Annotated in this window: 27 protein-coding genes; 8 read left to right on the top strand and 19 right to left on the bottom strand. The window is 64.4% G+C overall.

From position 1 onward, the window contains the following. Window positions 1-50: 50 nt before the first annotated feature. The 4 genes from gfa to xoxF5 form a co-directional block, all read right to left on the bottom strand. Window positions 51-614: an S-(hydroxymethyl)glutathione synthase gene (gene gfa, locus QX128_RS32065; RefSeq protein WP_315713222.1), complete on the bottom strand. Its 564-nt coding sequence runs from the start codon at window positions 612-614 to the stop codon at window positions 51-53. Between the two features lie 33 nt (window positions 615-647). Then, entirely contained in the window at window positions 648-1,757 is a 1,110-nt protein-coding gene (locus QX128_RS32060) for an S-(hydroxymethyl)glutathione dehydrogenase/class III alcohol dehydrogenase (RefSeq protein WP_316192879.1), read from the bottom strand. 78 nt (window positions 1,758-1,835) lie between these two features. Next, window positions 1,836-2,315, bottom strand: a complete 480-nt coding sequence (locus tag QX128_RS32055; protein WP_316179903.1) for a c-type cytochrome, methanol metabolism-related — start codon at window positions 2,313-2,315, stop codon at window positions 1,836-1,838. A 133-nt stretch (window positions 2,316-2,448) separates the two neighbouring features. Further along, window positions 2,449-4,251, bottom strand: coding sequence for a lanthanide-dependent methanol dehydrogenase XoxF5 (xoxF5, locus tag QX128_RS32050; RefSeq protein ID WP_316179904.1), 1,803 nt, complete (start codon window positions 4,249-4,251; stop codon window positions 2,449-2,451). 406 nt (window positions 4,252-4,657) lie between these two features. Between xoxF5 and QX128_RS32045 the strand changes: the two genes are divergently transcribed. Beyond that, the gene (locus QX128_RS32045) at window positions 4,658-5,605 is read left to right on the top strand and encodes a helix-turn-helix domain-containing protein (protein ID WP_315803728.1); all 948 of its coding nucleotides are present in this window, start codon (window positions 4,658-4,660) and stop codon (window positions 5,603-5,605) included. Window positions 5,606-5,625: 20 nt separating this feature from the next. Here QX128_RS32045 and QX128_RS32040 read toward each other — a convergent pair whose 3' ends face one another. The 3 genes from QX128_RS32040 to QX128_RS32030 are packed head-to-tail and all read right to left on the bottom strand — an operon-like array spanning window position 5,626 to window position 8,592. Next, the gene (locus QX128_RS32040; RefSeq protein ID WP_316239544.1) at window positions 5,626-6,561 is read right to left on the bottom strand and encodes a transporter substrate-binding domain-containing protein; all 936 of its coding nucleotides are present in this window, start codon (window positions 6,559-6,561) and stop codon (window positions 5,626-5,628) included. Continuing rightward, a complete protein-coding gene (locus QX128_RS32035) occupies window positions 6,561-6,896 on the bottom strand; it encodes a cytochrome c (protein ID WP_315803726.1) in 336 nt (111 codons plus the stop codon). Before QX128_RS32035 ends, QX128_RS32040 begins: the two co-directional genes overlap by 1 nt. A 31-nt stretch (window positions 6,897-6,927) precedes the next feature. Then, on the bottom strand, window positions 6,928-8,592 hold the full coding sequence (locus QX128_RS32030) for a methanol/ethanol family PQQ-dependent dehydrogenase (RefSeq protein WP_315803725.1): 1,665 nt from the start codon (window positions 8,590-8,592) through the stop codon (window positions 6,928-6,930). Window positions 8,593-8,852: 260 nt separating this feature from the next. Here QX128_RS32030 and QX128_RS32025 point away from each other — a divergent pair, with 260 nt between their 5' ends. Further along, on the top strand, window positions 8,853-9,245 hold the full coding sequence (locus QX128_RS32025; protein ID WP_315803724.1) for a hypothetical protein: 393 nt from the start codon (window positions 8,853-8,855) through the stop codon (window positions 9,243-9,245). Window positions 9,246-9,468: 223 nt separating this feature from the next. Further along, window positions 9,469-9,549: a pyrroloquinoline quinone precursor peptide PqqA gene (pqqA, locus tag QX128_RS32020; protein WP_009031067.1), complete on the top strand. Its 81-nt coding sequence runs from the start codon at window positions 9,469-9,471 to the stop codon at window positions 9,547-9,549. Window positions 9,550-9,717: 168 nt separating this feature from the next. On the opposite strand, the gene QX128_RS32015 is transcribed toward pqqA, so the two are convergent. Continuing rightward, window positions 9,718-10,026: an EthD family reductase gene (locus QX128_RS32015; RefSeq protein WP_316239543.1), complete on the bottom strand. Its 309-nt coding sequence runs from the start codon at window positions 10,024-10,026 to the stop codon at window positions 9,718-9,720. A gap of 214 nt (window positions 10,027-10,240) precedes the next feature. Here QX128_RS32015 and QX128_RS32010 point away from each other — a divergent pair, with 214 nt between their 5' ends. Next, window positions 10,241-10,453 (top strand): hypothetical protein, encoded by a 213-nt coding sequence (locus QX128_RS32010; protein WP_315713207.1) that lies wholly within the window; start codon window positions 10,241-10,243, stop codon window positions 10,451-10,453. Between the two features lie 30 nt (window positions 10,454-10,483). Here the strand turns inward: QX128_RS32010 and QX128_RS32005 are convergent, their stop codons facing one another. From QX128_RS32005 to QX128_RS31990, 4 genes are read right to left on the bottom strand one after another with little or no spacing between them, the layout of a single operon-like run. Further along, window positions 10,484-10,831: a hypothetical protein gene (locus tag QX128_RS32005; protein WP_316179906.1), complete on the bottom strand. Its 348-nt coding sequence runs from the start codon at window positions 10,829-10,831 to the stop codon at window positions 10,484-10,486. 36 nt (window positions 10,832-10,867) lie between these two features. After that, window positions 10,868-11,578 carry an ABC transporter ATP-binding protein gene (locus tag QX128_RS32000; protein ID WP_315803721.1) on the bottom strand — a complete coding sequence of 237 codons (711 nt, stop codon included), beginning with the start codon at window positions 11,576-11,578 and terminating at the stop codon, window positions 10,868-10,870. Continuing rightward, the gene (locus tag QX128_RS31995) at window positions 11,568-12,305 is read right to left on the bottom strand and encodes an ABC transporter permease (RefSeq protein WP_315803720.1); all 738 of its coding nucleotides are present in this window, start codon (window positions 12,303-12,305) and stop codon (window positions 11,568-11,570) included. The genes QX128_RS32000 and QX128_RS31995 overlap by 11 nt, the downstream gene beginning before the upstream one ends. Continuing rightward, entirely contained in the window at window positions 12,305-13,285 is a 981-nt protein-coding gene (locus QX128_RS31990) for an ABC transporter substrate-binding protein (RefSeq protein WP_316179907.1), read from the bottom strand. Before QX128_RS31990 ends, QX128_RS31995 begins: the two co-directional genes overlap by 1 nt. A gap of 86 nt (window positions 13,286-13,371) precedes the next feature. On the opposite strand from QX128_RS31990, the gene QX128_RS31985 reads away from it, so the two are divergent. Beyond that, window positions 13,372-13,731 carry a hypothetical protein gene (locus tag QX128_RS31985; protein ID WP_316179908.1) on the top strand — a complete coding sequence of 120 codons (360 nt, stop codon included), beginning with the start codon at window positions 13,372-13,374 and terminating at the stop codon, window positions 13,729-13,731. A gap of 20 nt (window positions 13,732-13,751) precedes the next feature. On the opposite strand, the gene QX128_RS31980 is transcribed toward QX128_RS31985, so the two are convergent. Continuing rightward, window positions 13,752-14,573, bottom strand: a complete 822-nt coding sequence (locus QX128_RS31980) for a quinoprotein dehydrogenase-associated SoxYZ-like carrier (protein WP_315803717.1) — start codon at window positions 14,571-14,573, stop codon at window positions 13,752-13,754. A 56-nt stretch (window positions 14,574-14,629) separates the two neighbouring features. Beyond that, on the bottom strand, window positions 14,630-15,556 hold the full coding sequence (locus QX128_RS31975) for a quinoprotein relay system zinc metallohydrolase 2 (protein ID WP_316239542.1): 927 nt from the start codon (window positions 15,554-15,556) through the stop codon (window positions 14,630-14,632). A gap of 161 nt (window positions 15,557-15,717) precedes the next feature. On the opposite strand from QX128_RS31975, the gene QX128_RS31970 reads away from it, so the two are divergent. Together QX128_RS31970 and QX128_RS31965 are read left to right on the top strand one after the other, a co-directional pair. After that, window positions 15,718-16,593 (top strand): substrate-binding domain-containing protein, encoded by an 876-nt coding sequence (locus tag QX128_RS31970; protein ID WP_316239541.1) that lies wholly within the window; start codon window positions 15,718-15,720, stop codon window positions 16,591-16,593. Further along, a complete protein-coding gene (locus QX128_RS31965; RefSeq protein ID WP_315803714.1) occupies window positions 16,590-17,150 on the top strand; it encodes a PQQ-dependent catabolism-associated CXXCW motif protein in 561 nt (186 codons plus the stop codon). The genes QX128_RS31970 and QX128_RS31965 overlap by 4 nt, the downstream gene beginning before the upstream one ends. Window positions 17,151-17,182: 32 nt before the next feature. Here QX128_RS31965 and QX128_RS31960 read toward each other — a convergent pair whose 3' ends face one another. The 5 genes from QX128_RS31960 to QX128_RS31940 all read right to left on the bottom strand — a co-directional run bounded on the left by QX128_RS31960 (window position 17,183) and on the right by QX128_RS31940 (window position 21,849). Continuing rightward, on the bottom strand, window positions 17,183-17,794 hold the full coding sequence (locus tag QX128_RS31960) for a hypothetical protein (protein WP_316239540.1): 612 nt from the start codon (window positions 17,792-17,794) through the stop codon (window positions 17,183-17,185). Next, complete coding sequence (locus QX128_RS31955) at window positions 17,791-18,645, bottom strand: ABC transporter permease (RefSeq protein ID WP_316179911.1); 855 nt, start codon at window positions 18,643-18,645, stop codon at window positions 17,791-17,793. Before QX128_RS31955 ends, QX128_RS31960 begins: the two co-directional genes overlap by 4 nt. After that, window positions 18,642-19,454: an ABC transporter ATP-binding protein gene (locus tag QX128_RS31950; protein ID WP_410053200.1), complete on the bottom strand. Its 813-nt coding sequence runs from the start codon at window positions 19,452-19,454 to the stop codon at window positions 18,642-18,644. Before QX128_RS31950 ends, QX128_RS31955 begins: the two co-directional genes overlap by 4 nt. Next, entirely contained in the window at window positions 19,451-20,416 is a 966-nt protein-coding gene (locus tag QX128_RS31945; protein WP_316239539.1) for a YVTN family beta-propeller repeat protein, read from the bottom strand. The genes QX128_RS31950 and QX128_RS31945 overlap by 4 nt, the downstream gene beginning before the upstream one ends. Before the next feature lie 251 nt (window positions 20,417-20,667). Beyond that, window positions 20,668-21,849, bottom strand: a complete 1,182-nt coding sequence (locus QX128_RS31940; protein WP_316239567.1) for an ABC transporter substrate-binding protein — start codon at window positions 21,847-21,849, stop codon at window positions 20,668-20,670. A 169-nt stretch (window positions 21,850-22,018) separates the two neighbouring features. On the opposite strand from QX128_RS31940, the gene QX128_RS31935 reads away from it, so the two are divergent. Continuing rightward, window positions 22,019-22,498, top strand: a complete 480-nt coding sequence (locus QX128_RS31935) for a DUF3280 domain-containing protein (protein WP_316239566.1) — start codon at window positions 22,019-22,021, stop codon at window positions 22,496-22,498. Window positions 22,499-22,733 lie beyond the last annotated feature (235 nt).

Raw genomic sequence — 22,733 nt, 5'->3', positions numbered from 1 at the left:
AGTCTTCAGGAAGGAACGCTTCAGTTGTACGCTTGGTTACGTTGCGGCCGTCAGGCCGCCTTTGCTTTCGCCACGTGGGTGGCAATCGCATCCATCAGGGCTGGCGACAGGCAGTCATAGGGCTCGAGCCCCAGCTCCTTTAATCGCGCCCGAATCTCGCCCATCTGTTCCGGCTTCACGCCCGACTCGATCACCGAGGAGACGAAGGCCGCAAAGCCCGGCGCGGCCGAACCCTGCTCTTGGAACAGCTCGGGGTGAATGAAGTCGAGGCCGTAGAACGGGTGACCCGTGTTCTCGATGCGGCCATACATGTGCGTGCCGCAGCCGGTGCAGGCGTAGCGCTGGATGACGGCGGAGGGATCGACGATCTTGAGCTTGTCGCCGTTCTCCAGCACCGTGACGTTCTGCCGCGGCACCACTGCAACGACCGAGAAGGTCGCGCCGGAGGGCTTCCAGCATTTGGTGCAGCCGCACGCGTGGTTATGCGCGACATCGCCCTTGATGCCGACCTTGACCGGCCGGTCGTGGCATTTGCAGACCAGCGTGCCGCCGGCGAAATGGCCGCTTCCCTGTTTGACGCCGTTATCGACGGACGGATGGATGTGGACAGTCATGGCGCAATCCTCCTCAGTTTTGCGTGCTTGGGGTCAGAACACGACGACGGAACGGATCGATTTGCCCTCATGCATCAGGTCGAAGCCTTTGTTGATGTCTTCGAGCTTCAGCGTGTGGGTGATCATCGGGTCGATTTCGATCTTCCCGTTCATGTACCAGTCGACGATCTTGGGAACGTCGGTGCGCCCGCGCGCGCCGCCGAACGCCGTGCCCTTCCAGACGCGTCCGGTGACGAGCTGGAACGGGCGGGTCGCGATCTCCTTGCCGGCCTCGGCGACACCGATGATGATCGATTCGCCCCAGCCGCGATGGCAGGCTTCCAGCGCCTGGCGCATCACCGTGGTATTGCCGGTGCAGTCGAAGGTGTAGTCGGCACCGCCGTCGGTGAGCGCGACCAGGTGCTGGACGATGTCGCCGGTCACCTTCTTGGGGTTGACGAAATGGGTCATGCCGAAGCGGCGGCCCCATTCCTCCTTGCCGTCATTGAGGTCGACGCCGATGATCTTGTCGGCCCCCGCCATCCTGGCGCCCTGAATGACGTTGAGGCCGATGCCGCCGAGGCCGAACACCACGACGTTCGCGCCGGGCGTGACCTTCGCCGTGTTGACGACAGCGCCGACGCCGGTGGTGACGCCGCAGCCGATATAGCAGCTCTTGTCGAAGGGCGCGTCCTCGCGAATCTTCGCAACCGCGATCTCCGGCAACACGGTGAAGTTGGAGAAAGTCGAGCAGCCCATATAGTGGTAGATGGTCTGGCCCTTGTAGCTGAAGCGCGACGTGCCGTCGGGCATCAGGCCCTTGCCCTGCGTGGCGCGGATCGCGGTGCAGAGATTGGTCTTGCGGCTGAGGCAGCTCTTGCACTGGCGGCATTCCGGTGTGTAGAGCGGAATGACGTGGTCGCCGGGCTTGACCGAGGTCACGCCAGGGCCGACTTCGCGCACGATGCCGGCGCCCTCATGGCCGAGGATCGAGGGGAAGATGCCCTCGCTGTCGAAACCGTCGAGCGTGTAGGCATCGGTGTGGCAGATGCCCGTGGCCTTGATCTCGACCAGCACCTCGCCGGCCTTCGGCCCTTCGAGGTCGACCTCGACGATCTCCAGCGGCTTCTTGGCTTCGAAAGCGACCGCGGCGCGCGTCTTCATGTCTCAAACTCCTGTTTCAGTCTGTCAGGCCCGCGACCCTGTCCAGGGAAACTGTCCAGGCGCGGTCCTCGTCGTCAGTCATTTCTTGCCCATGCAGGAGTTCTCCGCTTCCGTATAGGCTGGCGGCTTGTCCTCATGCTTGGCGGGGCGAACGCGGCCCACCGCGTCATCGCCGCGGGCGCGCAGGTAGACGTAGAGATCGTCCATGTAGCAGGCCACGTTCGGATTGTCGCCGAAGGCCGGCATGACGTTCTCCTGGGACGTGCTGACATTCTTGCGGCCGCTGGCAATGGTCCCGATGAAGTCGCCGTAGCTCATGTTCTTGACCGAGTCCTTGAGCGCCGGGGCGTAAGTCGATCCCATGCCGTCGGGGCCATGGCAGACATGGCATTCGGAATGATAGCGGCGGTATCCGGAGTAGGTGTACCAGTCGACCGTTCCGTCGGCGGCCACCTTGTAGGTCGGAATGCCATCCTTATCGAAGTATTTCCCGTCCTCGGATTTGACGGCCTTGGCATCGCCGGGACCTTCGGCCCAGGCATTTTCGGCGACAGTCATCCCGCCGGTTGCCAGGCTCAGAGCCGTGGCGACCGCAAACCAGATTCTACGCAAGGGCGTTTTTCCCATAATTTTTTGGAACAGGCGAACCGGCGCATGGATGAGATCCATGCGCCGGAGGCAGGTACCTGGCTTACTGCGGCAGCGAGAACACGGTGAGCGCGCCGCCAAGAGCGGTGTAGTTGCTGAGCGCGGCGTAGCCGCCGACGGCACCGAGACCGGCGGTCGGATCGGTCAGACCCGCCGCGAGACCAATGCCGGCCCAGCCACCGACACCCGAGAGAACGGCGACGTACTGCTTGCCGTTGGCCTCGTAGGTCGTGACGTTGCCGATGATGCCGGACGGGGTCTTGAACTTGTAGAGCTCCTTGCCCGTCTTGGCATCGACCGCCTTGAGGTAGCCTTCGAGCGTTCCGTAGAACACCACGCCGCCGGCCGTCGCGAGCGCACCGGACCACACCGAGAACGGCTCCTTGTTCGACCAGGCGATCTTGCCGGTCTTGCCGTCCCAGGCGATGAAGTTGCCCATATGGGTGTCACCCGCCGGCGGGTACATCGACAGGGTCGCGCCGACATAGGGCTGACCTGCGGTGTAGCTCACCTTGAAGGGCTCGTAATCCATGCAGACATGGTTGGTGGGCACGTAGAACAGCTGCGTGTCCGGCGAGTAGGCCGCCGGCTGCTCGTCCTTGGTGCCCAGCGCCGCCGGGCAGATGCCCTTGGTATTGACGTCCTCACCCTGCTTGTCGGTCGAGTATTGATCGACAACCTTCGGACGGCCGTAGGTCGCAGAGTTCTTGTCCATGTCGACGCCGGTGGTCCAGTTCACCTTCGGGTCGTACTTCTCGGCAACGAGCAACTCGCCCGTGGCACGGTCGAGCGTATAGCCGAGGCCGTTACGATCGAAGTGCGTGAGCAGCTTGCGCGGCTGGCCGTTGATGGACTGGTCGGACAGGATCATCTCGTTGACGCCGTCATAGTCCCACTCGTCGTGGGGCGTCATCTGATAGACCCACTTCGCGACGCCGGTGTCGGCATGGCGGGCGAAGATCGTCATCGACCACTTGTTGTCGCCGGGACGCTGCTTCGGATTCCAGGTCGAGGGATTGCCCGACCCGTAATAGACCATGTCGAGCTGCGGGTCGTAGGAAATCCAGCCCCAGGTGCAGCCGCCGCCGGTCTTCCACTGATCGCCTTGCCAGGTCTTCAAGCTCGAGTCCTTGCCGACCGGCTTGCCGAGCGCGGTGGTGTTGGCGTCGAACAGGATCTGGTCATCCGGACCTTCGGAGTACGCCTTCCAGACCTGCTTGCCGCTCTTGATGTCGTAAGCGGTCATGCTGCACTGGACGCCGAACTCGCCGCCGGAGGTGCCGACCAGCACCTTGTCCTTCACCACGAGCGGAGCCGAGGTTCCGGTCTGTCCCTTGGTCGGATCGCCATTGACGGCGGTCCAGACGTGCTGGCCGGTCTTGGCGTCGATCGCCACCAGCTTGTCGTCGGCCTGATGCAGGAAGATCTTGCCGTCACCGTAGGCGACGCCGCGGTTGACGGTGTCGCAGCACATCACCGGAATGACGTTCGGATCCTGCTTGGGCTCATACTTCCAGACGATCTTGTTGTCCTGCGCGAGATCGAGCGCATAGACCTTGTTCGGGAACGGCGTGTGCACATACATCATGTTGCCGATGATGAGCGGTCCGCCTTCGTGGCCGCGCAGCACGCCGGTGGAGAAGGTCCACGCGACCTGCAGCTTGCCGACGTTCTGGGCGTTGATCTGGTTGAGCTTGGAGTAACGCGTATTGGCGTAGTCTCCCGCCGGCATCACCCAGTCCTTCGGGTTGGCCGACATCTTGACCAGCTCATCGCTGGCCCATGCGCCACCCGCGGCGAGCGCCGCGACTGACGTCAGACATGTTGCGAGTAGCACTCTTCGCATCGTCTTTCCTCCCGGGTTCAACTGAGGTTCCGCAGCACGCGGCCCAGTATTCGTTTTCGGCATCATTGAATATCCACTTCCCAACCGGGAAACTTGCCCAAAAGAGAAAAGAGCTTGCTCAAGAGTGAAGCGAATAGAAGTTTTTGAAGGAGATTTTGCTTTGCTGGTCCGCAACATGAGCGCCATTCTTGCTGCGCAGCATCAATTTGCGACACCATGGTTCCACCGAAGGTTGACGTTTCCCTTGACCTTACAGAGACGAAGGCGGAGGATCACGAAGGACGCGTTATGGAACGAAGTGCGCCGCGAAAGCCGCGGCCTTAAAATGGGAGCAATCTTGCTGCAGTCTCGTTCGCCGTCCTGCGGCGGACCCGTTGCGTTTCGATCATGAATCGGTGGATGAAACATGTCCGACACGATCCGCTCGCTTAATACTTCGGGATTCTCACCGAAGAGCCAGATCCAGCGTTGGTCAGATGCACTGACCGACCTGTGCGGACGTTTCGATGTCGATCCGCTGGAGGGGGCCTCATTCGAGGGGCGCATCAATTTCACGACGGTGTCGCGCCTGAAGCTCTGCCAGATCGAGGCCAGCCAGCATCGCATTGCGCATACCTATGCGCGTGCGCAAAAGGCGGCACATCCTTACATCAAGATCTTGTTTCAGACCTATGGAACGTCCTATTTCGAGCAGGATGGCCGCCAGATCGAGATCGGCCCGGGCGATTGCCTCGCCTATGACGTCTCGTCACCGCACACCATCATAAGCCCCGCGCTGACCCGCCATGACGTCGTGATCGTGCCGAAGGAGCTACTGCAGGAGCGCGGCTTCCGGTCGGAAAAGATGCCCGCCTACAAGCTGTCGGCGCGGAGCGGGACCGGCCGGATTGCGCATGACGTCACCCATGCCGCGTTCGACGAGGCGACCCGGCTGTCGCCCAACTCGGCGGTCAGCGTCGCCGAATCGCTGATCGATCTGTTGCTCCTGCCGCTGCGTGAGGCCGATCGCATGCTGGACCGCGCGGGACCCGAGGCGGTCTATATCCGCGCTCAAGCCTTCATCCGCGAGCATCTGCGCGATCCAGATCTTTGCATCGATCAGATTTCGGCGGCGCTCGGGTGCACCAAGCGCTACCTTCACATGGTCTTCAGCGATCGCGGCATGACGGTCAGCGACTACATCTGGCGGGCTCGGCTTCAGCATTGCCGGCAGGAGCTGGAGACGCAGAGCGGCAAGACCATCACCGATGTCGCGTTCTCGTGGGGCTTTTCTAGCTCGTCGCACTTCAGCCGCGTCTTCCGCAAATATTTCGGCGTCGTGCCGTCGTCGGTTCACAAGACGGCGGCGCGCTGAGCGCTCCTGCAGCGGCCGCGCTAGCGTGTGCCGCTCCGGATGATCCTCTGGAACGCGTCGCCCAGAATCACCGGCTGACGCGGCGGAAGGTAGGTCAGTCCGGCGGATCGGCCGAGAGTCGCAAGAGTCCCTGAGGCCTCGAGCTCCGTCAAGGCCTTGTCGACTGATGCGATGAGCTCGGCAGAGCTGGCCAGCCCGACATAACCTCGATTTGCACCGATCGGATAGCTGTACCCCGACGCGCTCAGCTTGGTGTCGGGATGAGCGGCCCGATACGCATCGAAACGTCTGCCATCGAGCAGGGTCGCGTCGAACTTGCCCTGTTCGAGCGCCCCGAGCAGATCATCCCGCGCCGGAATCAAATGCGTGATGTCGTCGATCAGCCGCCCCTTGTCGAACGTCATCAGGATTGCATCTGCCAACGTGCCGCTCTCGATTGCCAGCCGCAGCCCGGCCAGATCGCCGATGTCGGTAATCGGGCGCTGTTTCGCGGAAGGTCCGAGAACGACGGTCAGGGTCGAAAACATGTAGGGCTTGCTCGGCGTCAGCGTGCCGAGGGCAACACGGCGGCGGCGGTCGTCGCGCGTGGCGCCATCGAAGTCCGGCAGCTTGGCCGTCTTGACGCCAGGCGCGACCAGTCCGTCCTGGGTGAACGCGTAGCTGCCGAGCAGCGAGCAGCGTCCGTCCGATAGCAGCGCATTCGCCTCCAGCGCCGGACTGGAATCTTCGTCCAATTTGCTTTCGTACCACTGGATCTCGAGCTTCCTGCCAAGGCGGTCGGCGATCGCCTGACCCAGCAGGACATCGAAGCCGCCGCCGGGCTTGCCGCGATGATGGACCGAGAGCGGCGGAAGATTTTCGTCGAGACAGATGCGCAGCACGTCGTCAGCGGCTAAGGCCGCCGACGACATTGCCGACATTATCAAGGCAGCCAGCCAACAGCAGAGATGACGCATCACTGCGCTCTCCGGCTCGAGACGTAGGCCCACAGTGCGGTGATCTCGTCATCGCTGAGAATGTCGCCCCAGGGCGGCATACGGCCGTTCTTGCCCTGCTTCACCGTGGTGACGAAACGAGGCTGATCATCGGGAAACCGGCGCAGGTCTGGCGTTATAGTCCCGGAGTTCACCATGTTGGGCCCGTGGCAGTGCGAGCATTTCTGGGCGAACGTCGTCTTGCCGAGGTCCACCTGGCTGTGTGCCGCGCTGTCATCTTGTTGTTGGGCGAGGGCGGCCGTCGACAGGACGGCCAACGTCGCCACGACGGCGGCGAAGGCCGCCGCCGCTTTCATGAACGTATTCTGTCTCACGGGCGATCCGCACTCAATTCTTGACCGCGAAGACCCACAACGAGCCGCCTGCCGGAACGTTGGCGAGGCGCTCGTCACCGGAGAACAGCGAGTAGACGCCGCCGTAGCCGGAGGTGACAGCGACATACTGGACGCCATCCTGCTGCCAGGTGACGGGCTGGCCCTCGATGCCGGAGCCGGTCTGGAACTGCCACAGCTTCTTGCCACTGTCGGCGTCGAAAGCCTCGAACTCGCCGGTCAGCTTGCCTGAAAACACCACGCCGCCTGCCGTGGACAGCACGCCGGAGAAGCGCGGGATGTCGCTCGGCTGCTCCCACTTGGTCTTGCCGGTCATCGGATCGATGGCCTTGAGCTGACCGCGCGGCCCTTCCGGCCAATCCCACAGATCCGTCAGATCCATGCCGAGGTACCACTCGCCGGCCTTGTAGGTCGCAGGCTCGGTCTTGTAGTGGCCGCCGAATACGAGCGTGTTGGCGTAGGCCAATCCGGTTTGCGGATTGAACGACATCGGCTCCCAGTTCTTGCCGCCGAGAATCGACGGATAGACCGTGACCTTCTTGCCCTCGCGCGCATCACGCGTGACATCGGTCTCGACCGGCTTGCCCGTCTTCAGGTCGATGCTGGAGGCCCAGTTCACCTTCACATAGGGGTTGGCCGCGAGCAGCTTCCCATTGGTGCGATCGAGCACATAGAAGAAGCCATTGCGGTTGGCGTTCATCAGCACCTTGGTCTGCTTGCCCTCGACGTTCATGTCGGCGAGCACCATCTCCGCGACCGCGTCGTAGTCGAACGGATTGTTCGGCGAGAACTGGAAGTGCCACTTCATCTTGCCGGTCTTCGGATCGAGCGCGAGCACCGAGCAGGTGTAGAGGTTGTCGCCCGGGCGCACCGCCGCGTTGAACGGTCCGGGATTGCCGACGCCCCAGAACACGGTGTTCTGCTCGGGATCGTACGATCCTGTGATCCAGGTCGAGCCGCCGCCGAGCTTCCAGGTGTCGCCCTTCCACGTGTCGCCGCCGGGTTCATCCGGGGTTGGCACCGTATGCGTGCGCCACAAATGCTTGCCGGTCGCCGGGTCCCAGCCATCGATGAAGCCGCGCGTGCCGAACTCGGCGCCGGAGATGCCGGTCAGCACGACGCCGTCGGCGACCAGCGGCGCCACCGTCATCGAGTAGCCTTCCTTGATGTCGGCAGCCTTCTGGCGCCACAGCTCCTTGCCGGTCTTGGCATCGAGCGCAATGACGTTGGCATCGAGCGTCGTGCGGAACAGCTTGCCGTCGTACAGCGCGGCGCCGCGATTGATGATGCCGCAGCAGACCACGCGCGGCGTCTCGGCAGGATAGTCGATCTTGCTTTTCCAGATCTGCTTGCCGGTCTTGGCGTCGACGGCCATCGTCGCATTGTGGGTCGTGACGTAGAGCACGCCCTGGTAAACCAGCGGCTGCGACTCCTCGCTGCGGTCATCGGCGAAACTGTAGTTCCAGACCGGAACCAGGTTCTTGGCGTTGTCCTTATTGATCTGGTTGAGCGGACTGAACCGCTGCAGATTGTAGCCCATGCCGTAGTTGAGAACGTTCGCCGTATCAGTTGCACCCTTGACCAACTGATCGGCGCTCTGCGCGCTTGCACCATGTGATGCAAAAATGGCGAGGCCTGCGGCCAGCGCGATCCGCTTCATTCATTTCCTCCGAGATTTTTATGCGCGCCTATCCTGACGCTGCGGGAGCAACACTCCGCTCGAAATCGGGAACCGTCAATACGAAAAGCTGGCAACCGCCCTCGGCGCATCGGGAAGCCGTCCTCGTTCGATTCGGGCATAGCGCCAAGCCGTAGCGCCGCTCATTGATCGGGATCGGCAAAATGGCACCGCCGTCATGCTGCATTGCGGCACGAACATTGCTTCACTGCATCATGCCGGGATAACAGAGGAGTAGGCGGATGAGACGAACCATCCTTTGGCTCGGCATGCTTTGTTGCCTTTGGGTGAGCGCGAGTGCGCGTGATCTCGGTCAGTGGGGAGCGGTCGATCCGGCGTTGCGCCAATGGTACGAGGCGCTGATGCAGCCTGACGTGCCGACGGCATCGTGCTGCGGCGAGGCCGACGCCTACTTTGCCGATGAGATCCATGTTCGCGACGGCAAGACCTATGCGATCATCACCGACGACCGTCCCGATGAGCCGCGTGGCCGTCCGCATGTCGATGTCGGCACGGAAATCGAGGTCCCGGATCACAAGCTGAAGTGGGACAAGGGAAATCCGACGGGGCACGGCATCATTTTCCTGAGCCGCAATCGGTATGTGTTCTGCTATGTGCAGCCGGGCGGTGCGTGAGCGGATGCTGCGGGCGCTCGTCCTCGGCGGATGATGCCTGCGTCGAGCAGCCGGAGACGGGTGGGCGGCGATTGCGGCGGAACGTTGTCGGGTCAACTACGCGACATCTGCATAGGGATCCGCCGGCGACGGTCGAGCCTTGCGTTCTTCCGAACGCGATCCTAGCTTCGGCCTTGGCGCGAGCAATGCGCCAGTCAATGATAGTCGAACTTGGGAGCTTGAAATGGCCTGGAAGACACCGAAGATCGTCGAAGTGCCGGTTGGCATGGAAATCAACATGTACGCCTGTGCGGCGCGCAAGTAACGCGTAGCGATCTGCCAAGCCACGAGGTGCGCCATTCGCTTCTGACTGGCTTGGCGGATCCATTCGATGGACGATCCGCGAGATCGTCCCGGCGACCGGCCTGTCGGCCGATCGGATATGACGGGCACGCCGCCGAACGTTGGTGACGGCCTGAGGACCGTCCAAGGGTCAGACGTCCTGCGTGTCGAAGAGATACAGATCGACGCCGCCATCGGCGAAGTTGGGCAGATCGCCCGCCGCCGCCTTGCCTTCGGCAGAGCTCATCCCTGCCTGCAGTGCCGACATCGAATCGAATACCAGGGTGGCGACGAGGTGGAGGTTGGTAGGCCCCCCCGGCCCATTCACCGGACCGCGGCTGATATCGTAGCTCTTCAGACCGGGAATCTTCTTCGCCAGCGGCACATGGACGTTCATATAGTGTTTGTCGAACGCCTCGGCGCTCTTGGGGGTCTTGTAGAGTACGAGAACCTTGGGCATCTGCTTCCTCCGCATTCGCTCTTTTTGAGGTCGATCGACCGATTCCATTGCAGCCGATCTGCCGGTTCGGATCAAGCGTCAGGGCGGCTTCGCCCAGGGATCGTCGCTCCAGCCTCGGTTCCGCTGCATAATTTGTTGCGGGCGGAGAAACTGATGCAGCCGGATGTCGTAGTTTCAGATAAGCTGTTTCAGGCTTATCGAAGGACAACGAGCCATGAGCTCCATCGATCTCGTCATCACCGTCTGCGCAGTCCTGTCTCCGGCCACCTGCGAGGAGCAGCATCTCGTTTTCGCCGATGGCGGCGCCTCGCTGCAGCAATGCGCGATGAAGGCGCCGCCCTATATCGCCCAGTGGATCGGCGAGCACCCGAAATGGACTGCAGTGCGATGGCGCTGCGAATATCCGCACAGCAACGACAAGGCCTGAGGCCGGCTTTGCCGCAGGCGTGTCAGCCGCCTATTTCGTGCATTCCTTGAGGTCCTTGTCCGCCACCGAGACCACGGCGTCGGCCGTGATGTCGAGGTCGCGAACGACGCATTGGCGCTCGCCGGCATAGCTCACCTTGGCGTCGTAGCGCCCAGGCTCGACTCCGGTCAGCTTCAGCCGTTCGTCGTGATCGAGCTCCTTGTCCTTGTCGTTCAGCGTCTGATTCGGTCCCCAGTTGTTCTGGCCGGCCGGAGAGAGCTGAAAGCCGGTCATCGTTGCGGTGGTCAGATTCCAGAGCCGGATGCCCTTGCTTTGTGCGGCGGTCGCGAGCGGGATGCCGAACAGAATGATCGCCGTCACGGCGAATGCGCGTCTCATGGCGTTTTCCCTGGAGTCCGATGTCCTTTGCCGTGACTATGACACGGAAAAATCCAGTCGCGCCACATCGGCCTTGATTGCCGCGACCGCGTCGTTGTTGCGCTGCGCGCGCGGCAGGTCGATCGGGACTGAATGAAGCAGACGGGCGGGGCGCGAGGACAGCAGGAAGATCCGGTCGCCGAGCCGTGCCGCGTCGTCCATGCTGTGCGTGACCAGCAGCGTGATCATCGGGCGCGAGGCCACGAGCGTCGCGATCTCCTCGCGCAGCCGCGCGGCGAGCGCGTCGTCGAGCGAAGCCAGCGGCTCGTCGAGAATCAGGAAGTCCGGCTCCACTGCAAACGCCCGCGCCAGCGCGACGCGGCGGGCGAGGCCGAGCGACAGCTCGCCGGGAAAATGGCTGCGATGTCCCTCGAGCTCGAGCACGCCGAAGATGGCGGCCAGCCTGTCCTCGGCGACACCGGGCGCTGCCAGCCGGACATTGTCCTCGACGGAGCGCCACGGCAGCAGCCGCGGCTCCTGGAACACCATCGCCAGCCGGGCGCCGGCGGGTTGTGCGACGTGGCCCTCATAGTCGTTGTCCAGACCGGCGAGGATCCGCAGCATCGTGCTCTTGCCGCAGCCCGAGGGACCGACGACGACGCCGACCTCGCCCCGCTGCAGCGCAAAGGCAATGCCCGCAATCACCTCCTGGCGCTTGCCATTGGCGCTGGTGTAGCTCTTGGACCTGATATCGACCTCAAGCCGCACGGAGCCGCCACCTCGATGCGCGCAGCTCGAACGGCTGGACGATGACGGCCTCGATCACCAGCACCACGGCGGCAAAGCTGAGCGAGTAGGCGAGCAGCAGCGGAATGTCGAACAGCTGGAAGGCGACGCCGATCTCGAAGCCGATGCCGTTGGGCCTCCCGAGCAGCTCGGCGACCAGCACGATCTTCCAGACCAATGACAGGCCGGAGCGCGCGGCCGCCGCAATATAAGGCGCAAGTTGCGGCAGCAGGACATGGCGGAGGATGCGTCCGCGCGGGAAGGCGAACACCTTGGCCATCTCGTCGAGCGATGGATCGAGCGCGCGGGCGCCTTCGCGCAAGGTGACGACGGCGGTCGGCAGCTTGTTGATCGCGATCGCCGCGATCGCTGCGACCTCGGTGAGACCGGCCCAGATATAGGCGAGCACGATCACCACCAGCGCGGGCAGATTGAGCAGCAGGATCAGCCAGGGATCGCCCAGGCGGTTGGCGAGCTGGCTGCGCCCCATCAAAAAGCCGATCGCCGAGCCGAGTGCCATCGACAGCGTGAAAGCGAGGGCGACGCGGGCGAGCGTAGCGCCGAGATGCAGAAACAGCGCGCCGGACCGCGCTTCCGCCACCGCAACCGCAAGCACGGCCGATGGCAATGGCAGCTTGGCGCTGCCGGCGACAGCCGCGGCAATCCACCAGGTGGCCAGCAGGAGCGCAAAGGACAACAAGCGCAGCACTAATCCCTCGCATCCGCCCTGTAATAGGTGCCGGGACTGAGCTCCGGAGACGGGCCGACCAGATCGCGGCCGCCGATCGAAGCGAGCACGCCGTAGAGGATACGCGCGTCGGCCTCTTCCTCGGCGATCGGCCGGCGCGGAATGCCCTCGCGATAGCGGTCGCGATAGGCGCGCAAGGTAGCGTCGTCCTGCGCGCCGGTCAGCGGGGCGATCGTCTGCCAGTCGGCGTCGGATGTCGCCAGGATCTCCTTGGCCTTGGCCGTGACGGACAGGAAGCGTGCCACGAGATCGCGGTGCTTGGCGGCCCAGTCCTCGTCGAAGACGTAGCCGATCATCGCGGTGCGGCCCTTGGCACCGAACGGCGGCAGCAGGTCCTCGACCCCGGCGAGACGGCGGAAGCCCTTGGCCTCCAGCGCCGCGCAGAAATTCCAGTAGTTCAAGCCCGCATCCATCTCGCCGTCGGCCAGCTTGGCGGCCAGCAGCGGCGGCGCGCCGTAGGTAATGGTCGCCTGCGATTTCAGGTCGACGCCGTCGCGCTTGAGCGTGGCCTGCAGCAGCAACCAGCTCTTGTCGAGCGGGCCGCCGGCCACCGCCAGCTTGCGTCCCTTCAGATCGGCAAGCGTCTTGATCGGCGAGGCCGCCGGCACCATCACGGCGCCGAGCGCGCTCGAATAGGGATAGAAGGTCAGCTTGGCGCCGAGCGCACGCTCGCGCGACACCCAGAGCCAATCCGATACCATGATGTCGGCGTTGCCGGCACGCAGCGCGATCTTGCCGGCCTCCGGGCTCGCCAGCTCGACCGCATCGATCGCGATATCCGCCTGCTTGTCGAGCTGGTGGGCGCGGATCACCCCCAGCTCCCAGGCGAAGGTCCCGGTCTTCTGCACCGCAACCTTGACGGTCTCGGCGGCGCAGCATGCCGTGACCGGCAGCAGGGCGCAGGCGACAATCGCCATCAACAAACGACCGATCTGCGTCATGAGCCCGTCTGCAATTCCTCGAGATGTGTTCTTTTCAGCCTCATTCCCTTAGCATAGCTTCGGCTGCGATGCCGTGGAGGACTGTGATGCGTAGTGCTGTTCCGGTAGGACCGATTGTCGCCGCTCTCGTTGCCATGATCGCGGTCGCCGGGCCGGCTCGTGCCGAGGAGCTCAACGACTATCCGACCTCGGCGCGGGCCGAATATGTGTTCGGCTGCATGAAGGCGAATGGCGAGACCCGTGAGGCGATCGCGCAATGCTCCTGCTCGATCGACGTGATCGCCTCGATCATCCCCTATGAGCGCTACGTCACGGCCGAGACCGTCCTCAGCATGTCCCAGGTGCACAGCAATCTCGGCACCCAGTTCCGCACGTCCGAGCAGGCCGCCAACGCGCTGAACGATCTTCGCCGGGCGCAGGCCGAAGCCGAAGTGAGATGCTTCTGAAGCGCTGCCGCTCTGCCGCATCAGGTTCCTGAACCGTCGGCCGGCCAATCGTGCTCGAACACGTGGCCCTGCGTATCCTTCGCTTCCGCATGGAATTGCTTGGCGCCGTTCGACACGTAGGTGAAGCGGATATTGGGATCCTCCGAGATCGAGATGCCGCCTTCGACCGACAGCACCAGGCTGCCATCCTGCGACAGCGTCAGCCGGTCGATGAAGAAGGCCGGGATGTAGAGCTGCGTCACCTGGTCCATCTGGAGCCCGGAATTGTTGGGATGCCCGATCATGACCTGCGCTTCGCGGATGCCGCTCGTGGCGCCGTCGCTGCTTTGCGTGAACTGCCGATAGCGCATCTGGCCGATGCGCGCCTTGGCCTCGTCCGGATTCTTCGCCGCCGGCGCCGAGCAGCCTCCGGACGCCTTGACGAAGGTCTTGACCACATAGAGCTGACCATCCGTCAGCTCGGCCACGGCATGCACGTCCGTGTAGTTGTTGACGCGCACCCGCGTCGAGATCGCAGTCACATTGGCGTCCGCGCCGAGCGTGAACTTGGCGGCCATCGGCGCAGGATTCTGGTCGATCACCAGCGTGATGGTCTTGATGCGGCGCTCGTCGGCGGGCGACAGCTTGCTACGCAGGGTGACCGGGACCACCGAGGCATCCTCGGCGCGCGTCGGCATCTCGATCGACAGCACATTGGTGCCGTCCTGCATCGCCTTGTTGTTGAAGATGTCCTGGACGAGTCCCGGCCATGGATCATAACCATCAGCGGCTTTCGCAGGTGCGAAGGCAAACGCGAGGCATACCCCGAGAAGCAATGTGGACGGCAAGCGGAGCCCGATCATGGCGCAGTCCTCCCAAGGCAGTCTGGTGGATTAACGATCATAGCGCGTCACCCGCCTCATTCCCATTCCATTTCCGAAAATGCTGCAGTTGCGTTGCGGGCATTGTAGTCGTCGAACAGCTCCCATTTGCCGCGCTCCGATCCGGCGGCCCCAGCGGCGTCGGCGATCGGCCTGCCCGCCTTGATCAGCCCGCGAACGTCGTGGGCCAATGTGTCGAGGTAGCGACGCTCGTCACTGAGCGCCAGTGGCCAGGGGCTGACAGGGCCATGGCCCGGGACGACGCGCTCGGCCGGAATGGCCGCGAGTGCGGCTATGTCGGCGATCCAGCCGCGCAGGCTGCCATCCATCACTGGGATGTGACGCAGGAATACGAGATCGCCGGCGAACAAGGTCCGGCTCCGGTCATCATAGACGGACAGGTCGCAGTCGCTATGCGCGGTGCTCCAGGCCTTGAGCGTGAGGGTGCGGCCGCCGAGGTCGAGCGCCATCTCGTCATCGACGAGGATCGACGGAGCGACGAGGCGGACCTCGTCGATCAGTTCGGCGCCCATCAGGCGCCGGAACGCCTCGATGTAGTGCGGTCCGCGCAATGCAAGCGCGCGCGGCAGGTTCTTGGAGCCGACGAAGCGCGTGCCATCGCTCTCGAATGCCGCGTTGCCGAAGGCGTGATCCGGATGGGCGTGGGTGTTGATGACGTAGCGCACGGGCTTGTCGGTACGGGCGCGGATCGCGGCCAGCAGAGCGCGGCCCTCGCGGACGCTGCCGCCGGTGTCGATCACGGCAACCGCGTCATTGCCGACGATGAAACCGACATTGGCGATGGCCCCTTCGTTTGCCGCGTTCATCAGCGCGGTCTGGCCGATGTGAACGAACACGCCGGGCGCGATCTCGCTCACCTCGAGTTCCGGGGGCATGGCAAGAGCGGCGCCGCCGAGCGCCAGCGCACACCAGGCGATGATCGCAATGATCGGATGCCTCACCATCGGCTTGCCTTGCTCGCGTGGGACCTGTGCATCAGGCCATGGACGCTGCGGCGCAGCACTGGGTCAACTCTTCGCGATGACGGCGACTGTTGCACCCGCGCGGCCGGCGGCCTAGCATTTTCAAAAATACCGCGATGCGTTCGATAGGGATGGAAATACGGATGACGAAGCGTCACAAACTTGCTTGCTCGCTGGCTGTTGCCGCGGGGCTCACTCTGCTCAGACCGGCCGCCGCTTTCGCGCAGAGCAACGACGGCCTGGACCTGTCGATCGAGCTGGTCGATCCCAAGGTGCTCAGGGTCTGCGCCGATCCGCGCAACCTGCCGTTCTCGAACGAGAAGGGCGACGGCTTCGAGAACAAGCTGGCCGAACTCTTTGCGGCCAAGCTGCAGAAGAAGGTGGACTACACGTTCTTCCCGCAGGCCACCGGATTCGTGCGCATGACGCTCGGCTCGCACCGTTGCGACGTGATCATGGGCTTTCCGCAAGGGGACGACCTGGTGCAGAGCACCAGTCCCTATTACCGGACGGCCTACGCGATCGTGACCAAGCCGGGCTCCGATCTCGCCGATGTGACGACGCTGGAGGACGCCAAGCTGAAGGGCAAGCACATCGGCATCGTGGCGGGCACGCCGCCGGCGACCAACATGGCGCTGGCCGGGCTGATGCCGACCGCAAAGCCCTATCCGCTGATGATCGACACCCGCGTCGATTCCTCGGCGGAGGCGATGATCAACGATCTGAAGTCCGGCGAGATCGATGCCGGCGTGCTGTGGGGGCCGATGGCCGGCTACTATGCCAAGCAGGCGAGCCCGCAACTGCACGTCACGCCGCTGGTGAAAGAGACCAGCGGGCCGAAGCTGATCTACCGCATCGCCATGGGCGTCCGTGGCGCGGACCAGAACTGGCGTCGCCAGCTCAACAAGCTGATCCAGGAGAACCAGGGTGAGATCAACAAGATCCTGCTGGACTTCGGGGTGCCGCTGCTGGACGAGAGCAATCATCTGATCACCGCCGAGGCTGCAGCGAAGCCATGATCGGTCGGCTCACCGCTGCGGCATTGGCAGGCGTGCTGCTGATCGCCGTGGCGGTGCGGGCCGATGATCTCGTGCCGGAGCCGGACAGCTATCGCACCGAGAACTATCGCGCGCCGGTGCCGACGACCCTGAGCGGAGCGCGCGTGCTGTCGACGCGGGAGACCGAGGCGATCTGGCGCGCAAAATCGGCCGCCTTCGTCGATGTGCTGCCGCGGCCGCCCAAGCCGAAGAACCTGCCGGCCGGGACGGTGTGGCGCGAGCAGCCGCGCCTGGACATTCCCGGCAGCATCTGGCTGCCCGATACCGGCTACGGCGTGCTGGCACCCCAGACTGAGGACTATCTGAAGCGTGGCCTCGCCCATGCATCGGGTGGCGATTTCGGTCGTCTGCTCGTGTTCTATTGCCTCGAAGATTGCTGGATGTCGTGGAATGCCGCGCGGCGCGCGCTGACTTACGGCTATCGCAACATCGCCTGGTACCCCGACGGGACCGACGGCTGGAGCCGCGCCGACCTGCCGCTGCAGCAGACGCAGCCCGAGCCGCGGCCTGAGGAGTGAGCGGAGAGGGCGGCGAGAGCGCTTCAAATCAGCTACTCCATGTCCTGCTGGATCTCGCGGGCCAGGGCGAACAGGCGCTGGTCGATCGCGGTCGGGACCTCGCAGACGAACTTCATCACGCGACGCCGGTCCTCGAAGATGCGCGTCTCCCAGTTCAACTGGTTGGTCATCTCCTCGACCTTGGCCTGATCCGGGTTGGGCCCGCTGTGCATCTCCTGCAACGCGATGGTGTCGCCGCGCACCTTCTCGACCGCTTCGCGCTGCTTGCGCATGACGCGCTCGAGGCCGTTCATGACCGACGTCCGCTGGGCGTTCAGCGTATCGAAAAGGCCGGCAAACAGCAGCTTGCCCTTGCGGGTCTTCTCCTCGGGCGTACCGGTCAGGAAATCGGCGACGTCCTTCTGCGCCTGCTCCAGCGGGATGCGGCGCGCCGCCAGCCTGGCGACCAGCTCCGCGATCTTGGCGTCGTCCTTCCAGCTCGCGCCGACATCGTCGATCGCAGGGCCGGACCACACGGCCGCGATGGAGATTTCCGGCACCTTGGCCTGCGGGCAGGGCCAATCCGGATAGCGCGGATCGGCGGCCATCGCAGCGCCTGCTGACGCTGCGATGGCAAGGGCCGCCAGGATCGTTCTCAACCTCATGCCTCGCCTCCGGGACCACGCCTGACAAGACCCCGCGACGGATCGTAGGCCAGGATCGCGCCGATCATGAACACGGCGGTACAGCCGCCGACCACCGCGAGCGAAACCCAGTTCAGCTTGCCATACAGCGCGAAGCGGATGAGCTCGACCGCGTGGGTGAAGGGGTTGGCCTCGCAGAGATAAGCGAGCCATGGGCTGCCTTCCTCGACGCGCCACAGCGGGTAGAGCGCCGACGAGGCGAAGAACATCGGGAAGATCACGAAGTTCATGACGCCGGCAAAGTTCTCGAGCTGCTTGATGCCGGAGGAGATCAGCATGCCCAGCGCGCCGAGCATCAGCCCGGAGAGGACCAGCGCCGGCAGCACGGTGAGATAGCCCATCGGCGGCGGGGTGATGTCCCAGAACCAGGCGATCGCGAGAAACGCATAGACCTGCAGCACCGAGACGGCGGTGCCGGCGAGCAGCTTGCAGAACAGGAGATAGCCGCGCGGCAGCGGGCTCACCAGCAAGGTGCGCATGTTGCCCATCTCGCGGTCGTAGACCATCGATAGCGACGACTGCATGCCGTTGAACAGCTGGATCATCGCCATCAGGCCGGGCGCGATATAGACCTCGTAGGGGATGTAGGTCTCGTAGGGCGGGATGATCGAGATGCCGAGCACCTGGCGGAAGCCGGCAGCGAAGATGAACAGCCAGACCAGCGGCCGCACCAGCGCCGAGATGAAGCGCTCGCGCTGATGCAGGAAGCGCAGCCCCTCGCGCCAGACGATGCCGGTGAGGCAGGTGATGTACTCACCGGCCGAGAAGCCGCTGCGTGGTGTGGCAGGAGCGTGAACTGTCGTGACGGTCATGGCTCGCTCCGCGCCGGGCTGGCCTGCGTCGTCAGCCGCGCGAACGCCGCGTTGACGTCGGATGCGCCGGCTTCGGCAATGACCTGCGGGACAGGCCCGCGCGCCAGCACGCGGCCTTGATGCAGCACCACGAGATCGTCGGTCGGCGCGATCTCGTCGAACAGATGCGTGGCCCAGAGCACGCCGATGCCCTGCTCGGCGACGAGCTGGCGGACATGACCGACGATGTCGGCGCGCGCCTTGACGTCGAGCCCGACGGTGGCTTCGTCGAGCAGCAGGAGGCGCGGCCGGTGCAGCAGGGCGCGGGCGATTTCCAGGCGGCGCATCTGGCCGCCGGAGAGGTCGCGCACCTTGTTGCCGGCGCGGTCGGCGAGACCGATCCGGGTCAGCAGCTCCTCGCTGCGGGCGCGGGCCTCGCGGCGCGAGATGCCGTGCAGGGCGGCGTGATAGAGCAGGTTCTGAGTCAGCGACAGATCGAGATCGAGCGTGCGCGGCTGGAACACGACGCCGAGCAGCCGCAGCGCCTCGCCCGGCGTACGGCCGATGTCATGGCCGAAGATGCCGATCCGGCCGGTCTGCACCGCGAACAGCCGCGTGATCAGCGAGAACAAGGTGCTCTTGCCGGCGCCGTTGAGGCCGAGCAGGGCGGTGAAGCTCGCAGACCTCACGGCGAAGCTGACGTCGTTGAGCGCCTTGCGTGCGCCATAGGAATGGCTGACGCCGGCGACCGACAGTGCCGGCACCTGGTCGGGAGCCGTTTGCGGCGTGGCGCCTGTCGCGTCGAGAGCGGGTGCGTTCTGCGTCGTCATGGCTGTGCGATCGTGATGCCCCAGGGCAGCTCGCCGACCTGGATGGTCTTGATCACCTTCTGCGCCGCGACGTCGATCACCGAGACGTCGTTGGAGACGCCGTTGGTGACCAGAAGATATCTCTCATCCGGCGTGAATTCCATGTGCCAGACGCGCTGGCCGACCAGGAGATATTTCTTCACCTCGTGGGTGGTGCCGTCGACGACCGCGACGCGGTTGGCGGGGCCGAGTGCGACGAAGCCGGTCTTGCCATCCTTGGTCAGGGCGATGCCGACCGGCTGGATGGCCTCGCTGCGCAGCCCGGGCACGGCGAACTTGATCTTGCCGGTGACCTCGCGTTTGGCGGGATCGATGATCGACACCGTGCCGCCGATCTCCGCCGACACCCACAGTTCCGAGCCGTCGGTCTTGAACTCGGCATAGCGTGGCCGCGCATCGACCAGCACGTTGGCGACGATCTGGCGCGTCGACGTGTCGATGAAATGCGCCATGTTGGTGGTCTCGGAGGTGCAGATCAGGATCTTGCCGTCCGGGCTGAGCATCATGCCCTCGGGCTCGACGCCGACCTGGACATCGCCGATGCGCACGCGCTTTTCGAGGTCGAGCACGGTGACGGTGTTGTCATTCTCGTTGGCGACATAGAGCGTCTTGCCGGCGGCGTCCTGCGCGAACAGCTCGGGATCCGGGCCGGAGGGCAGGGTGTCCACCACCTCCATCTTCCTGGCGTCGATCACCTGGATGGTGTCGTCATCGCCGACGGCGACCATCACGAACTTGCCGTCGCGCGTGAACGCGATGCCGCGCGGCCGCTGGCCGACCTTGATGGTCTTGGTGACGGTCCATGTGTCGGTATCGATGACGGAGACGGTGTTGCCTTTTTCGTTGGAGACGAAGGCGACGTAGGCGGAGGCGGGCGACGCGTGGGCCAGCCACAGCGCGGCGGTGAGCAGGCTGGCTGCCATGCCGACATACCTGCGAAGCCGTGGCCGTCCTTCGAGACGCCCGCCTCCGGCGGGCTCCTCAGGACGAGGCCGGTGTGCGCGGTTAGATCCAAGCCATGCGCGCTCGAGACCTTGCTGCTGAACCTCCCCGTGATCTCGCCCCTCATGGTGAGGAGCGCCGTCTTGGGCGCGTCTCGAACCATGAGGCCCCAGACCGATAGCCACATTGGTTGTCGGACTGCGCATCGTCATCAACATCTTCCAATCCGACATCATTGCAGCTTGCACTTGGTTTCGGGGCGGTCGACGCCGAGGGTGTCGAGCTCGGAGACTTGATGCAGGAAACCCTCCTGCGGCGAGACCGAGACGATCATGCGGCCGTCGGCCAGCAGGATCGGCTGGCGCAGTTGCAGGTTCCAGTCGCGCAGCGAGAGCCTCGTGCCCTTGAAGGCGGCGATGGTGAAGTTCGGGCCCTTGAGATAGTCGGTCAACGTCTTTGCGTCGCCGGAGTTGGTGCGCGAGGCAGCCTCGCCGATCATGCGCACGGCCATCCAGGCCTGCATGTCCAAGGCGTCCATGCGGCGTGATGCCAGCTTCATGAAGCGGTTCTGCAATTGCGTCGCGCCCCACTGGTCCTGCGCCGGATCCCAGCTGGTCGGACGCAGGCCGGCGGAGCCCGCGACGGGGCGCGGATCCCAGGTGCGATAGGGCAGGTAGTTGGCGAACACCTCGCTCTCGTCGGCGGCGACCAGCACGTCATAGGCCGGCGCCTTCTGCGTGAACACCGGCATCTGGCGCTGGATCAGGGTCACGCCAGAGTCAGTGCGCCGCGCGCCGCCGGTGTCCTCGAAGGTGCGCTCCTCGACGATTCTAGCGCCGAAACGGGTGGCGGCGCGACGCAGCGCGTCGGCGAACAGCTTGTCGTTGTCGTGCGAGCCGGTGACCAGCAACCAGCGCTTCCACTGCTTCCATACCAGATACTGCCCAAGCCCATCGGCCAGCATCGAGCGTGTCGGGGCGACATGGATGACGTTGGCGCGGCAGTCCTGCTCGCGCAGGCGGTCGTCCGTGGCGCCGACATTGAGCAGGGTGGTGCCACGTCCGCGCAGGGCGTCTGCGACCTTCAGCAGCGCATCCGCCGGAAGGTCGGCGAGAATGAAGCCGGCCTTTCCCGCGAGCTCATTGGCGGCCTGCGCCGCGTCCTCTTCGTCCTTGATGCGGCGCTCGATCAAAGTGAAGCGCTGGTTGAGGAACTTGCCGGTGGTGTTGTTGTCCTCGATCGCGAGCTTCGCGCCGGCCACGCCATCATCGGCCGCCGGCTGGTCGAGCGGCGACAACGTCTGCGGCACGCCGCTACGGCCGAGATAGCCGATCGCGATGTCGACCGGCTCCGCCGCGACGGCGGCGGTTGCGGCGGCGATGAGGCCGATCGCGCCGATCAGAGATCGGGCCAGAACTCCCAGGACCACATGTCCTCCCACTGTTCCCTCGTCCTTTTCCGGCGAGGTTTCGTCTTGCAAGATGAACGAATTGGCCTAGCTTTCAACCCCACTTTTGGCCGCTGTCGCGTCATTTCGGATCACGACCTTGAAACCTGCCGTTCTCTTCGCGTTCCTGATCCTGATGTCTGCGACATCAGTGCATGCCGAGCCGACCAAGGTGGCGGTGTTCGACTTCGAACTGATCGACACCAGCCTGCAGGGCGAGGTGCAGGGCCCGCGCCAGGACGAGCAGACCAGGCTGGCGCACGCCGCCGAGCAGTTGCGATCGGCGCTGCAGGATTCCGGACGTTTTCGCGTCCTTGACATCGCCCCCGTCAACGATGCGGCGCACCACAGCAATCTGCAGGCCTGCGGCGGCTGCGACGTCAAGCTCGCGGGCGACATCGGTGCCGATCTCGCCATCACCGGGACGGTGCAGAAGGTCTCCAATCTCATCCTCAACATGAACATCTATCTGCGCGACGCGCATACCGGGAAGCCGGTCGCGGCTGTTACCGCCGACATGCGCGGCAACACCGACGAATCCTGGACCCGCACCATGGCCTGGCTGATCCGCAACCGCCTGCTGGCGCCGAACTACGGCGCGCCGCAGGCGCAATAGCCGGCGAGATATGACGGTGCGTTCTCGCGGCGGATGACGCCCGAGCTGTGCATGTCGATCGCCCCTCGAAAAGTAGAGAGGCGCAGGGAAGGCCGGGAGCCTGCCGCCCCCATGGCCCGCCTGCAGAAGAAAATGCAGGCGGCAGGTACCACAGGTTCGGCTGGGACATCCCGGCCCTCCCTGCGCGGATGGTCTTAACGGTTGCTTCGCGTTCTCCCCGGTGCGCCGGGCTTTC

The sequence above is a fragment of the Bradyrhizobium sp. SZCCHNR1015 genome, assembly GCF_032489875.1.
Taxonomy (GTDB): domain Bacteria; phylum Pseudomonadota; class Alphaproteobacteria; order Rhizobiales; family Xanthobacteraceae; genus Bradyrhizobium.
The sequence above is the reverse complement of the archived record's forward strand: the minus strand, read 5'-3'. Positions and strand labels throughout refer to the sequence as shown.